This window comes from Desulfofundulus thermocisternus DSM 10259, from assembly GCF_000686645.1.
In the GTDB taxonomy this organism is placed as follows: Bacteria; Bacillota; Desulfotomaculia; order Desulfotomaculales; family Desulfovirgulaceae; genus Desulfofundulus; species Desulfofundulus australicus.
Map to the genome: position 1 here is coordinate 79,938 of NZ_JMLG01000002.1, position 13,324 is coordinate 93,261.

The following is a 13,324-nucleotide window of genomic DNA, read 5'->3' on the forward strand; positions in this document are numbered from 1 at the left end:
AAAACAGCCAATTAAGGCCATTAAGGACAGGAGAATTCCTTTTTTGGCAGGAAGGCGTATGATCAAAGCAGAGGACCCCGTTGGAGGTGGCACCCCATGGCACTTATGCAACATCTGCATTATTTTACCGGAGCTGGTATTAAGGCCACCCCGGTGCCGGGCACAAACAAGTACCATATTCAATTTCAGGACGGCAGCAGCGTTTATGTAAATGAACGGGTTTTTTTCCGCCTCCTGAATTCCGAAGAAAATACGGAGAACGTCATCAGGATCCTGCGGGAGCAAACCCACCCCCCGAACTACCCGGAACGCTATCAGAACATCCTCCGGGCAACCCGGCGCTGAAAGGGCGCCGGGCTTTTATTTGCTTCGAGCCCGCCCCGGGGATGTGAAAGTCCCGGCCCGGATGCGAGGTATTATCTTCCCGCGGCCGGCACAGGTGTTTTGGTGCCAAGTTTCAGCCGGTAATACTCCACTACCAGCTCGTCCACCTTCCGGCTGGCTGCCAGGAGCTTTTCCCTGTCGCCGGGGTTCGTGGCCAGCATTCTTCTCCTGGCTTTCTCCAGTTGTAGAATCACCCTGCCGAGATCCAACAAAAATCTCCCCCCATCATCATTTCACACTACTCAATTGAACCACTTACAGGAAATTTCGTCAAGAAGAAATCATGTCGAATGGTGATGAACCGGCAGCGTGTTCTTTTTATACCTGCCATCGACCCGCCCGGCAGGTCAAACCGCCGTCAATTGAAGTTGCGGATTACCAGTTCCGGCACCGGCCCACGCTTATCGGCCCGGCAGTTGATGGCCCTCCTGGCGTAAACCACCTGTATGTTATAGTCCTTGTAAAGCTCGCGGATGAAAGGCGTATCCGAGTTGCTCAACATGACCAGGCAGCCCCTCTCATCCAGCTCCCGGAATACCTCCGCCAGGCGCCGCTGGTCATCTTCCCCAAATGCGGCGGGGGTATAGCTGGTGAAGCTGGCCGTTGCCGAAAGCGGGTGATAGGGGGGATCCAGGTAGACGAAAGCTCCGGGTTCCGCGCAGTTCAGGACCAGGCTGAAGTCGCCGCAGATTAATTCCGCTTTCTTCAGGGCCCCGCTCACCAGGCGCAGGTTCGGCTCATCCACTATTTTCGGGTTCCTGTAACGCCCGAAGGGCACGTTGTGCTGCCCCCGGCTGTTCATCCGCCACAGTCCGTTGTAGCCCGTCTTGTTCAGGTAGAGAAATCTCGAGGCCCTGGCCACAGGGCCCATCCGGTGGGGATCAAGGGCGCGGACGCGGTAGTAATATTCGGCGGTGTTTTCATGTTTCCTCAAGTCCTGCAGGAGAGCATCCAGCTCGTCCCGCACAACCCGGTAGAAATTAATTAAATCCTCATTGCTGTCAATCAATACCGCCCTGGGGGGCAGCAGGTGGAAGAAAACCGCCCCCCCGCCTGCAAAAGGCTCAACGTACTGGCCGAACTCCCTTTTGGGAAACAGAGGCTCGAACTGGGGTATGAGCTGGGATTTTCCACCCGCCCACTTGACGGGTGGCCTGGGCTTTTCTTTCCCCGCATGCACAACCATTCCCCCTGAAGGAAATCAATCGACTGGTGCCGCCAACACGTGCAAATCACGCTCCCGGCCCCTGCGGCTACGGGCCATTCCGCCCCCCCGGCCATGCCGTTTCCGGAAGGCTTTCTGCTGCCCGCCCGGCTCTTTAACCCACGGATACCCTGTACAGCCTTCACCGCCCATTCGCGTAACCCGGGCGCTCCGTCAAAACTTTGGGGTCCATTAACCCTGGCTCTGGGGAAAATTCGCCATCTTTCCGCCTGTCTCCTGCCTGTCCGTTTAACCCGCTCAACGAGCCGCACCCCGGGCGCCTGATCATGAAACTGTGGCTTTAAAAAATTTATGTGGGAATCTTTCCGCCCTGGCTGCTTTCCAGAAGTTCCGTCAGCGTTACAAATTTATATCCTCTGGCGGTAAGTATACGCAGGATTTCTTCCAGGGCCAGTACTGTTTGAGTGCGATTGCCGCCGTGATCATGCAGCAGGACAATATCTCCATTTCCGGCGCCGTTTATCACACGCCGGGCAATTTCCCGTGCCCCGGGATCAGTATAATCCCGGGGATCCATGTCCGCCGTCCAGAGAACCACCCGGTAACCCCTGGCCATCACCGCCCGCAGCAGCGCTGCATTATAAAACCCGAAAGGCGGCCGGAAGTAAACCGGGCGGTAACCGGTAGCCTTCACAATCAGTTCTTCCGAGCGTTTCAGGTCTCTCAAGGTGGCATACAGAGGTTGACCGGTCAGAAGGATGTGCCGGTAACCATGCAGGCCAATTTCATGGCCGGCCGCTATTTCCTGGCGCACCAGATGGGGGTACTGCCGCACGTTCAGTCCCAGCACAAAAAAGGTGGCCCGGGCATTGTACTTATCCAGGACTGCCAGAATTCTAGCAGTATAGAGGGGATCGGGACCATCATCAAAGGTAAGGGCAATCAACTTTTCGCTGGTTGTTACATGCCTGATCACCGCCTGACCTTCATAACTTTCGATAACTTCCCTCTCTTTTATCACCAGGATTATCAGGAAAACGATGGCCGGCAAAATCAGGAGAACGACTCTTTTTCTGATCATTAATGTTTCACCCGCTGAAAGAATGCACGGTAATGTTATTGTATAAATGCTATTGTACATACGGAGTGTTTTACTTAAACTAAAAAAGGGCTGGAAATTTAATCTGGGAGAGAGAAGCGCCGGCAAATAGTATTACAAAATCCCTTTAAAATGCCGGGGCCGCCCCGAAGCGGCGGCGGTACTGCTCCGGTGCGGAACACCGGTACCATTAAGCAGCTTGACTGAAATACTTATCTGCGGGGGTTCAACAGATGACCGGACAGAGAGGGAACTTTTCACCACTATTCTCCCCGCAAAGGGTAGTTCCTGTAGCTATACTCTTTTTTGCGGCCGCTGCCGTAGCCTTGCACCTGGGGCAGGCGGCAGAATTCCGGCGTATACTGCAGCAGAGCAGGTGGTGGTGGATTGCCGCGGCCACCCTTTTGCAGATGGTCTTCCTGATCAACCAGAGCGCCCTGTACCATGCCGCATACCGGATGGCCAGGCTCCCGGCCGGATTTGGTCGCCTTCTGGAACTGGTCATATCCGCGGCCTTCGTTTCGGCTGTCGTGCCGGGGGGAACCATTTCCGGAACAGGCCTGATGGTTTACGATGCCGTTAGACGGGGGCAAGATGCCGCCCGGGCGGTACTGGCCAGTGTTATTTTCTATATTTTCGACTACCTGGCCTTCCTGGTTATACTGCTGCTGGCCCTTTTTTATCTTTTCAGCCGGGGTAACCTTCAGTTCTATGAACTCGCGGCTGCTGCCGTGCTGGCCGGAGGGATAGGTACCCTTCTCTTGCTCCTGCTCCTGCTTACCTGCAGGCCGGTCCTCCTTGCAAATCTGGCCGGCCGCCTGGCCCGAACTGCCGGCCGGCTGTCCCGGAAAGTGGAAGAACATGCCCTGCACTGGGAGGAAAAAGCAGGGGAAATCACCGGCCGGCTCTCGGACGCACTGCAGGCCATGATTAAAAACCGCCCGGCCCTTCTCCGGGCCGCAATCCATGCGCTGCTGGTGGAAGGGATAGGTTTAATGCAATTGCAGGCCCTATTTCTGGCCTTCGGCGGGAGTCCCGGTGCGGGCCGTTTAATCACCGGCTACGCCGTAGGGGTGCTGTTCATGATTGTCTCCGTTACTCCCCAGGGAGCAGGCCTGATGGAAGGAGCCATGACCGCCGCCTACACCTCGACAGGGATTCCCCTGGAACAGGCAGTGCTGGTCACATTTACCTACCGGGTGTTGAGTTTATGGCTGCCCACGATTGGTGGTTTTATCTTTTTTAAACGGACGGTGAACCGGTGGTGAGCAACCGTTATTACCTGCGCTTGCACTATCCGGCCGCCTTCCTGGTGGGTTTGACGGGCGTGGGCAATATTTTAACCGCCTGGCTCGTTCACCACCCGGCCCGTTTTATCTGGCTGAAGCACTACCTGCCCTGGATGGTCCTGCGGGGAAGCTGGCTGTCCAGTGTTTTTGCCGGCACGGTACAATTGTTCCTTTCCTGGAGCCTGGGGCGGCGCAAACGGCAGGCCTGGTGCATCGCGGTGGCCATGTTTTTAATATCCACCGCCGCCAACCTGCTGCGGGGTCTTCACTACGGCCAGGCGGCATTCAACCTGGGCCTTTTATTGATACTGCTGGCCTTAAAGCCCCGCTTCACCGCCGCCAGCGATCCCCCTTCCGTGCGCCACGGCCTGGCTGTTTTTGCCGGTGTCACCCTGTTTACGTACCTGTACGGGTTATCCGGTTTTTACCTTCTGGACAAACATTTTCACCAGCAGTTCAACCTGGCCGAAGCTTCCAGGCAAACCATTGCCTACCTGGCCTGGCTGGCCACACCGGAGCTGGAACACCCCAACCGCCTGGCCCGCTGGTTCCTGGATTCCCTGGCCATCATCCAGGTGGGCGGTTTTCTTTACGGGCTGTACATGGTACTGCGCCCGGTAGTCTACCGGCGAACGGTGCTTTTACCGGAGAGAAAAAAGGCGGCCGGCATCGTGGAAAGGTACGGCCGCTCTTCCCTGGTACACCTGACCCTGCTGCCCGACAAGATTTACCATTTCAGCCGCTCGCAGAGGAGTTTTGTGGCCTATACGCTGGTAGGCAATGTGGCCGTGGTGCTGGGGGATCCGGTGGGGCCGGAGGACGATATTCCCCATCTCATAGACGAATTTACCACTTTTTGTGCAAACAATGACTGGCACCCGGCCTTTTACCAGGTTCTGCCCGACTATCTTCCCGTCTACCAGGCCTGCGGCTATAAAATCTTAAAAATTGGCGAAGAGGCGGTGGTGGACCTGCACACGTTCACCCTGGCCGGAAGCAGCCGGAAGAATTTGAGGCAGACGGTAAACCGCATGGTGCGCAGGGGTTATTCCACCGAACTTCTGCTGCCTCCGTTAAGGGAAGAAACCTTGAGGGAATTAAAAGAAGTTTCCGATCACTGGTTGAGGTTGCAAAAGGGCGGTGAAAAAAGGTTTTCCCTGGGCTGGTTTGAACCGGCCTATATCAGGTCCTGCCCGGTGATGGTGGTCAGGGATTCCCAGGGCCGTGTGCAGGCCTTCGCCAATATCATTCCGGAATACAGGCGCAATGAAGGCACCATAGATCTCATGCGCCGGCGGGAAGGAGAAAGTGGCCTGATTGACCTGCTGTTCGTACGCCTGGTGGAATATTTTAAGGAACAGGGGTACGACAGCTTCAACCTGGGACTGTGCCCCCTGGCAGGAGTGGGCGACCATCCCGGCGCCAGCCTGCAGGAAAGGGCCGTGTACTTCTTTTACCAGCATTTCAACCAGCTCTACGGTTTTAAAGGGCTGCGCCAGTTTAAAGAAAAATACGCCCCCCGCTGGGAACCGCGCTACCTGATTTACCCCCATCCCCTGCTCCTGCCCAAAATTGCCATGGCCGTGGTTACGGCCAACGCCGGGGGCAGCCTGTGGAAGTATGTGCAGGCCTGGCGGGAAAAGCGCCGGCTGGCGTGACCGCTGTCACCACCCGGGAGAATGCGCCCCAAAAGACGACTTCAACCCGCTGTTTGAAAAACTGCTGGCCGCTGACGGGCTGGTACCGGGTAGCCCGGTCTACATATATCATGTTACGGCACAGTTCAAAACCCGGGCCGACCGGCCGGGTAATGCTATTCACTGCCAGCGATTGCCGGGCAAATACGGTGCCGTGGTAAGTACTGCCGGGGGTTCCGGCCATGAGGAAACCGCTGATTATTTGGAAATGCTGTTAAGACGTCCAGGGGCTCAGAGTGCAGGGCGGATAGCCTGTACCCTGGACGACGGGCCTGTACCTGGGGATGCAGAGTTGCTGAAGCAGGCAAACGCCCTGGGGGTAACTCTGGTCCGGGCAATTAAAGAAAAGCAAGAATTTCCCGATCAGATCCAGCAGCAGGAAAAGCTTCGCGAATATTTCCGGGATGTAATCATTAAGCGCAAGGACCGGTGGGACCGGGAATACCGTTACTGGCAGGGAAAAGGCTGGCTGTAGAAGTCGCGTATAGCGCACCCGGACTTGATACCGGGATTTTTAAAATACCAGTGGTAATTGTGTAAGCAATATATGTTTTTAGCGGGTACCCCGAGCCCGCTTTTTTTATTTGAGGCCTGGAGGATAAGAAATAGCTGTCTGAAGATAATAAAATTTGACCGGGTTAAAAATTTCCCGGAGGGTAACTATATTCCTGAAATGCTGTTCGGAGGTTCCTTATGGTTTTTTGTACCACTATTCTAAAATGAAAGGAGATAAGAAAATGGCAACCACTCTTTTCCAAACGAAAAGCCGGGTGGCAGCACAGCTATTATCCCGCACTATTGCTTACCTGGAAAAAGATCCGGAAGCGAATTTTCCCAAACTTTTGAGTTTCGTCAAAACCATTGCCCTGCTGGACAAGCATAAAGAGCAGATCGAGCAGCTGGCCAGGATGTACAGGGAAAACGCGACCGTTAGCTGCTATGTCAACCGCCTGCTGCGCGAGGTTCATCCGCATGTGAAAAAGCGGCTCATCCTCAACTGGTTCATCCACCAAATTCTTCTGGGCTCTTCTTTACGGGAGAGTAAGGCGGCAGCACTGGGAGTGCACGTTCCGGATTTCCTGCTGGTCGATCCCACCAGCGCCTGCAATTTAAACTGCCGGGGCTGCTGGGCGGGCAGGTACTCTCCCCGGAATTCCCTCTCTTTCGAAAGGCTGGATAAACTTTTCAACGAGGCCAAAGAGCTGGGCATGTACTGGATTGTTTTTTCCGGCGGGGAGCCCCTGGTCTACCCGCGCCTTTTCGAGCTAATGGCCAGGCACAGCGACATGGCCTTCATGGCCTACACCAACGGGACGCTTATCGACGAGGAGATGGCCGGCCGGATTATTGAAGTGGGCAATTTCTCCCCGGCGATCAGCCTGGAGGGGTGGCAGGAAACCACGGATGCCCGCCGGGGTGCCGGTACTTTTGCCAGAGTTATGCGGGCCATGGATCTCCTGCGCGCCCGGGGGGCGGTTTTCGGAGCTTCCCTGACCATTACCCGCCATAACGTGCAGGAGGTGACCAGCGACGAATTCATTGATTTCCTCATTGAGCGGGGAGTCGCTTACGTCTGGACCTTCCACTATATTCCGATCGGGCGTAATCCTGACGTAAAATTGATGATTACGCCGGAACAGAGGGCGTACCTGGCCAGGCGCATTCCCTACCTGCGCACCCATAAGCCCATCCAGATTGCTGACTTCTGGAACGACGGGGAGCTGGTAGAAGGATGCATAGCCGGCGGGCGGAAGTACATCCACATTAATGCTCAGGGTGAGGTAGAACCCTGCGCCTTCGTGCATTTTGCCGTTGACAATATAAACGAAAAAAGCCTGCTGGAGGTGCTGAAGTCGTCCCTGTTTGAGGCTTACCAGAAACGGCAGCCCTTTCACTGTAACCATCTGCGGCCGTGCCCCATTATCGATAACCCCCGGGCGCTCCGGGAAATTGTGCAGGAGTCGGGTGCCCACCCCACCCACGAGGGTGCCGAAACCGTGCTGGAGGGAGTGGTGGCTGCCTACCTGGATGACCTTTCGCGCGCCTGGGGAGAACTGGCCGATGAAATCTGGGCCGAACGCCAGAAGGTGAACGGGAAGGCGCTGGTAAATGCAGCGGGGTAGGCCGGCGAGGAACCGGGTCCGTTATCAAGGCGGCCCGGGCAGGAACATTATTCCGGGGTAAAAGGGAGGTTATGCACAATGCGGGTGCTGCTGATTCAGCCGCGGCCCAGAGGAGGGCTGGGTTATAAAAGCCTGATTGCAGTGGAGCCCCTGGGACTGGAAATTGTTGGCGCCGCGTTAAAGGATCATTCCGTCCGCCTCCTGGATATGCTGGCCGGACAGAATATCACCGCCGCCGTTCAAGATTTCCGGCCGGAAGCGGTGGGAATTAATTGTTCCTTCACCGTGGATGTTTACCAGACCCTGCGCATTGCTGAGGAGGTGAAAGCCGCCAGGAAAAATACCTTTGTTTTTGTGGGCGGCCACCACGCTTCTTTGAGGCCCGAGGATTTTGACCACCCGGCGGTGGATGCTGTGGTGGTTGGGGAGGGTGAAACGACGGCGCCCGAGCTGATTGCTGCCCTCGAGGGGCAGAGGAACCCGGCCCGGGTGGCCGGCCTTGTCCTGAATACAGAGGAAGGCCAGCTCTACACCGGTGAGCGGCCGCTTTTGCAGTCGCTCGATGAGGTGCCACCGGCAGACCGGGAGCTTACCGGCAGATACAGAAACCAGTATTACCTGGGAATGCGCCGCCCCTTTGTTACGCTGGAAACTTCGTGGGGATGTCCCCACCGCTGTAATTTCTGCAGTATCTGGCGCTTTTACCGGGGCAGGGTGCGGAGTATGAGCCCGGAAAGGGTGGTGGAGGAAATCAGGTTCCTGCCCCCGGGAGACGTTCTTTTTACCGATGATAATTTCCTGGCCGATGTACGCCGCGCCGGGAAGATTGCCGAATTGTTGAAAGGCCGTGGCATCCCCAGGCGCAGGTATATTATCCAGGCCAGAAGCGATACCGTGGTGAGGCACCCAGAGATCATCCGGCAGTGGAAGGATATCGGCCTGGACGGGGTTTTCATTGGCTTTGAAAAGATCGATGAGGAAGGGATGAAGCAGGTCAACAAGCAAAACAGCGTCAAAAATAACGAGAAGGCACTGGGTATCCTGGATGCACTGGGAATTAATGTCTACGCCTCCTTTATTGTGGATCCGGATTTCAGTCCTGTGGATTTTCAGAAGTTGTTTCATTACGTCAGAAAGCTGAAGATCCGGCAGCCGCAGTTCACCATCCTGACCCCGCTGCCCGGAACCGAGCTCTTTGAGCGCTTCAAAAATATATTAACCACCACCAATTATGAGTTTTTCGACCTCCTGCACGCTGTCGTGCCCACGCGGCTCCCCCTGCCCCAGTTTTACAGGGAATTTACCACCCTTTACCGGCGTGTTTATCTGCGCCCCGGCTATTTCTTCGGTACTTTAAAGTGGCTTCTGCTGAAGCTTGTGACCGGCCGGCTCTCCCTGGAGCACCTGCAAAAACTGGTACACGGGGCAAAAATGATGGGGAGCTGCCAGGCCTACCTGGAAAACCAGATGGCCCGGGTTTAAGCTACAGGTAAAACTAGGCCAGCAGGGCGGCTACCACTCCTACCAGGAAAATACCGTCAAATACCCCTGCCCCACCTATGCTCAGGACGTGCCCGCCCAGCTCCCTGAGCCGGTGCAGGTTCAGGAGGTCAGCTCCGATAAGAGTGCCCCAGACGCCGGCAATGTAAGCCACCGGGGCGGCATTCTCGCCGGCCAGAAGAATGGCTGCTGCTGCAGCCACCAGCGGGGGGATGAAGGCGGGCAGGGAAATGCCGACCCCCGGCACGGGGCGGGCCAGGGCCCTGGCCACCGCAGTTACTATGAGTGTTGCCGCCAGCGCAGGCCACAGGGGGGTGCGTTCCAGAAGGTAAAGGCTGAAAAGGACGGGAATAACCGCACCCCCTGCGTTAATAGCAATTATTTGCTCGCGTACCCGGGGCGGGTAGTAAAAAAGAAAAGGAAAGAAAAGCCTCTCTTCCTCGACCACAAATTTCCGGCGGGACACAGGAATGTTAATAACGCCACCTATGAGGGAGAGGCTGAACAGCAAAACGGCTCCCTCCGGCGACAACCCCAGCCTGGTAAAAGAAAAGGTTGCTACCTGGAAGAAAAGGACGAAAATCAGAAAGGGGAAAAGTAAAAGCAGGAAGACAAACCACATTAACGGCACCGCCAGCACCTGCTTTCCGCATAAGATAGTTACAGGATATGTTTAACCTTTAAAATGCCCGGATCCTTCCCGGCCGATTAAATTTTTTCTTTGATTACCGGGAGGATTTTTTAAAATTTAAAAGAAATATCAAATATCGCTTTCAGCAGCTGGTTAAAAGACGGAACTATTTTAAACCTTAAAAATAACTGTCTGAAAATGAACCAAAGTGGTGCCTGCTGGCTTGCCGGAGACGCTGCGGGCGGGACGGCAGGGCGGGTATGAAATTTGCACCTGTATGTGAACGCTCCAACTATCACAAAGCAATTCCAGAGAAAGCGGCTGGTTCAACCCCGGCTGGACCGGGGGGGCGGCGCCGGCCGGAGGAAAGGGGGAGAGTTAATGGCGCTGGTACTGGTGGTGGATGATGAGGAAATTATCTGCAATCTGCTGGCCGGGGTGTTCAGGAATGCCGGGTACCGGGTTCGGACGGCGTACGGGGGCAGGGAAGCCATGGATTTAATTTTTCAGGAGTCTCCCGATGTGGTGCTCCTGGACGTGCACCTTCCGGATGCCAATGGCATGAAATTGCTGGAGCGGATTTGCCAGTATGACCGTCACCTGCCGGTGATTTTGATGTCTGCGGCGGGGACTGCCGGGATGGCCGCCCGGGCCGTAAAGGCCGGTGCTTTTGACTTCCTGTGCAAACCCTTTAATCTGCAAAAACTTCTCCGGGTAATAGAAAAGGCTCTGGAGTTCCGGCAGGCGGGGGCGGTGGGAGGGGCTTCTTTGCAGTCGCCTGAGAGCATGAGCCGCTTGCAGCGAAGGCTCCCGCAACCCTCCACCCCCGCCGGGCATGATTTCGGACACGGGCCTGAACCCGATGCCCGGTAAAATCAAGGTTTGCGGAGCCCTGCCCTCTTCTCCATCAAAGCGCGTACCTTTAAGGGCAGGCCGAAAAGGTTTATAAACCCGACAGCGTCGGCCTGGTTGTATATTTCGTCCCGGCTGAAGGTGGCCAGCTCCGGATCGTAAAGCGAATAAGGCGAACTGACCCCGGCAGGTGTGCAGTTGCCCTTGTAGAGCTTCATGCGCACCGTGCCCGTTACCGTGCGCTGGGTCACCTCCACAAAGGCATCCAGGGCCTCCCGTAAAGGAGAGAACCACACGCCGTCATACACCAGCTCGGCATAGCGGGCGGCCACCAGTTCTTTGAAATGCATGGTCATCCGGTCAAGACATATACTTTCCAGCTCCCGGTGGGCCAGATAGAGGATGGTACCGCCGGGAGTTTCGTACACGCCGCGGGACTTCATACCCACCAGGCGGTTCTCCACCATATCCACCACGCCTATACCGTTGGCGCCCCCCAGGGCATTTAACTTTTCCACCAGCGCCACCGGGTCCAGGGATTCCCCGTTTACTTTCCTGGGAATGCCCTTTTCAAAATAAATTTCCACGTAAGATGGACGGTCCGGGGCTTTTTCCGGAGGTGTGGTCAGCAAAAGCACATCTTCGGGCGGCTCCTTGGCCGGATCTTCCAGGTCCCCTCCTTCATGGCTCAGGTGCCAGATATTGCGGTCCATACTGTAAGGCCGTTCCCGGGTCACGGGAACGGGGATCCCCCGGGCACGGGCATAGTCCATGGCATCCTCCCGGGAACGGATGTCCCACTCCCGCCAGGGAGCGATGATTTTAAGGTCGGGGTTGAGGGCCTTCACCGACAGCTCGAAGCGCACCTGGTCGTTTCCCTTGCCGGTGGCACCGTGGGCCACGGCCTCCGCCCCTTCCCTTTCAGCCACCTCCACCAGCTTTTTGGCAATCAGGGGGCGGGCCATGGAGGTACCCAGAAGATACTTGCCCTCGTATATGGCCCCCGCCCGCAGGGTGGGGAAAATATATTCTTCTACAAATTCCCGTTTTACGTCCTCAATGTAGATCTTGCTGGCACCGCTCTTCAGGGCCTTTTCTTCCAGGGGGGCCAGTTCCTCCCCCTGCCCCAGGTCGGCCACCATGGCAATGACTTCGTAACCGTAATTTTCTTTGAGCCAGGGGATGATGATGGAGGTGTCCAGCCCCCCCGAATAGGCAAGCACCACTTTTTTCATAACGTTATTAACGCTCCTTCGAAATAATTTTTTCACGTCTCGCCAAGTTTGGCATCTGCTCGGCTCAATGTCGCTCGCTTCCGTGTAAAACGGCAGCCGCTTTCATCCTCTGGTGATGACGCTGAAAGCGTCATGAACGCCTCCTCACCCATAACAGGTACATGACAGCCCACCCCAGGGTTACACCGGTAAACCAGGCGCCCAGGTGCATGGGCAGGTGAACAGGATTCTGCTTGATGAAATCCAGGAGTACAATACCCGCGCCTCCTGCCAGGGCCAGGAGAAGCGATACGCGCGTAATCCGGAACATATCACGCCATTAACAGGGCCAGCACGGCTTTCTGGGCATGCAGGCGGTTTTCCGCCTCGTCCCAGACCGCCGAGTGGGGGCCATCAATGATTTCCGCCGTCACCTCTTCTCCCCTGTGGGCCGGCAGGCAGTGGAGGAAAATGAAGTCCGGGCTGGCATGGCGTACCAGTTCTCCATTGACCTGGTAGGGAGCGAAGACCTTTTTCCGCAGCTCGCTTTCCTGCTCCTGCCCCATGCTGGCCCACACATCGGTGACCACCACGTCAGCTCCCGTCACCGCCGCCACCGGGTCGGTAAGGATTTCAATGCGGCTGCCGGTTGAAATAGCATCTTCCCTGGCCGCCCGCACAATTTCCTCCCTGGGCTGGTAGCCGGGTGGCGAGGCCACGCTGATGTTTATACCCGTTTTGGCACAGCCGAAAAGCAGGGAATGGCAGACGTTATTGCCGTCCCCCACGTAGGCCAGCTTCAGGCCGGCCAGCCTGCCCTTGTACTCCCGGATAGTTTGCAGATCGGCCAGGACCTGGCACGGGTGCAGCAGGTCGGTCAGGCCGTTGATCACCGGAATATCGGCGTAGCGGGCCAGTTCTTCCACATCCGCCTGGGCGTAGGTACGGATCATAATTCCGTCCAGGTAGCGGGAAAGCACCCGGGCGGTATCGGCAATTGATTCCCCCCGCCCCAGCTGCAGGTCGCTGGCATTGAGGTACAGGGCGTACCCCCCCAGCTGGTACATGGCCACCTCAAAGGAAACCCGGGTGCGGGTGGAAGACTTTTGAAAGATCATGCCCAGGGTCTTTCCGGCCAGGTAAGGATGGGGGATACCCCTTTTTTGTTTGGACTTCAGTTCATCGGCCAGATCCAGGATGGTGATGATCTCATCCGGTGTAAAATCATGCAGGGAGAGAAGATCCCGTCCCTTAAAATTCTCCTTCATGTGTGTTACCCCTTCCTTTACAGTTCAAAATAACCCAGACCCGCACCAAACACCACCCAACCCGTCGTTAACCCGGCGCCACTGCAGCCGCCGGCAACCGGG

General features: G+C 56.4%; 14 protein-coding genes. 7 read left to right on the forward strand and 7 right to left on the reverse strand.

Features of this window, described 5'->3' with window-relative positions; translation table 11 throughout:
• Positions 1–96: 96 nt before the first annotated feature.
• A complete protein-coding gene (locus BR83_RS0102450) occupies positions 97–345 on the forward strand; it encodes a hypothetical protein (protein WP_027355744.1) in 249 nt (82 codons plus the stop codon).
• A gap of 71 nt (positions 346–416) precedes the next feature.
• Here the strand turns inward: BR83_RS0102450 and BR83_RS14835 are convergent, their stop codons facing one another.
• The 3 genes from BR83_RS14835 to BR83_RS0102465 form a co-directional block, all read right to left on the reverse strand.
• Positions 417–593 (reverse strand): aspartyl-phosphate phosphatase Spo0E family protein, encoded by a 177-nt coding sequence (locus BR83_RS14835; RefSeq protein WP_242839608.1) that lies wholly within the window; start codon positions 591–593, stop codon positions 417–419.
• Between the two features lie 149 nt (positions 594–742).
• Entirely contained in the window at positions 743–1,564 is an 822-nt protein-coding gene (locus BR83_RS0102460; protein ID WP_242839609.1) for a DNA adenine methylase, read from the reverse strand.
• Between the two features lie 334 nt (positions 1,565–1,898).
• Complete coding sequence (locus tag BR83_RS0102465; RefSeq protein WP_051617760.1) at positions 1,899–2,630, reverse strand: polysaccharide deacetylase family protein; 732 nt, start codon at positions 2,628–2,630, stop codon at positions 1,899–1,901.
• A 251-nt stretch (positions 2,631–2,881) separates the two neighbouring features.
• Here BR83_RS0102465 and BR83_RS0102470 point away from each other — a divergent pair, with 251 nt between their 5' ends.
• From BR83_RS0102470 to BR83_RS14850, 5 genes are all read left to right on the forward strand, one after another.
• Positions 2,882–3,916, forward strand: a complete 1,035-nt coding sequence (locus tag BR83_RS0102470; RefSeq protein WP_027355747.1) for a lysylphosphatidylglycerol synthase transmembrane domain-containing protein — start codon at positions 2,882–2,884, stop codon at positions 3,914–3,916.
• A complete protein-coding gene (locus BR83_RS0102475; RefSeq protein WP_034634332.1) occupies positions 3,913–5,595 on the forward strand; it encodes a phosphatidylglycerol lysyltransferase domain-containing protein in 1,683 nt (560 codons plus the stop codon). The genes BR83_RS0102470 and BR83_RS0102475 overlap by 4 nt, the downstream gene beginning before the upstream one ends.
• Positions 5,558–6,109, forward strand: a complete 552-nt coding sequence (locus BR83_RS14840) for a flavodoxin family protein (RefSeq protein ID WP_051617761.1) — start codon at positions 5,558–5,560, stop codon at positions 6,107–6,109. Before BR83_RS0102475 ends, BR83_RS14840 begins: the two co-directional genes overlap by 38 nt.
• Before the next feature lie 262 nt (positions 6,110–6,371).
• On the forward strand, positions 6,372–7,757 hold the full coding sequence (locus BR83_RS14845) for a radical SAM protein (RefSeq protein WP_051617861.1): 1,386 nt from the start codon (positions 6,372–6,374) through the stop codon (positions 7,755–7,757).
• A gap of 78 nt (positions 7,758–7,835) precedes the next feature.
• Positions 7,836–9,239 carry a B12-binding domain-containing radical SAM protein gene (locus BR83_RS14850; RefSeq protein ID WP_051617763.1) on the forward strand — a complete coding sequence of 468 codons (1,404 nt, stop codon included), beginning with the start codon at positions 7,836–7,838 and terminating at the stop codon, positions 9,237–9,239.
• A 13-nt stretch (positions 9,240–9,252) separates the two neighbouring features.
• Here BR83_RS14850 and BR83_RS0102495 read toward each other — a convergent pair whose 3' ends face one another.
• Positions 9,253–9,879: a DUF1614 domain-containing protein gene (locus tag BR83_RS0102495; protein ID WP_114679188.1), complete on the reverse strand. Its 627-nt coding sequence runs from the start codon at positions 9,877–9,879 to the stop codon at positions 9,253–9,255.
• 390 nt (positions 9,880–10,269) lie between these two features.
• Between BR83_RS0102495 and BR83_RS14855 the strand changes: the two genes are divergently transcribed.
• Positions 10,270–10,761: a response regulator gene (locus BR83_RS14855; RefSeq protein ID WP_157832950.1), complete on the forward strand. Its 492-nt coding sequence runs from the start codon at positions 10,270–10,272 to the stop codon at positions 10,759–10,761.
• 2 nt (positions 10,762–10,763) lie between these two features.
• On the opposite strand, the gene BR83_RS0102505 is transcribed toward BR83_RS14855, so the two are convergent.
• The 3 genes from BR83_RS0102505 to argF all read right to left on the reverse strand — a co-directional run bounded on the left by BR83_RS0102505 (position 10,764) and on the right by argF (position 13,222).
• Complete coding sequence (locus tag BR83_RS0102505) at positions 10,764–11,975, reverse strand: argininosuccinate synthase (protein ID WP_027355750.1); 1,212 nt, start codon at positions 11,973–11,975, stop codon at positions 10,764–10,766.
• A 130-nt stretch (positions 11,976–12,105) separates the two neighbouring features.
• Positions 12,106–12,285 carry a hypothetical protein gene (locus tag BR83_RS0102510; protein WP_027355751.1) on the reverse strand — a complete coding sequence of 60 codons (180 nt, stop codon included), beginning with the start codon at positions 12,283–12,285 and terminating at the stop codon, positions 12,106–12,108.
• Between the two features lies 1 nt (position 12,286).
• On the reverse strand, positions 12,287–13,222 hold the full coding sequence (gene argF, locus BR83_RS0102515; RefSeq protein ID WP_027355752.1) for an ornithine carbamoyltransferase: 936 nt from the start codon (positions 13,220–13,222) through the stop codon (positions 12,287–12,289).
• Positions 13,223–13,324 lie beyond the last annotated feature (102 nt).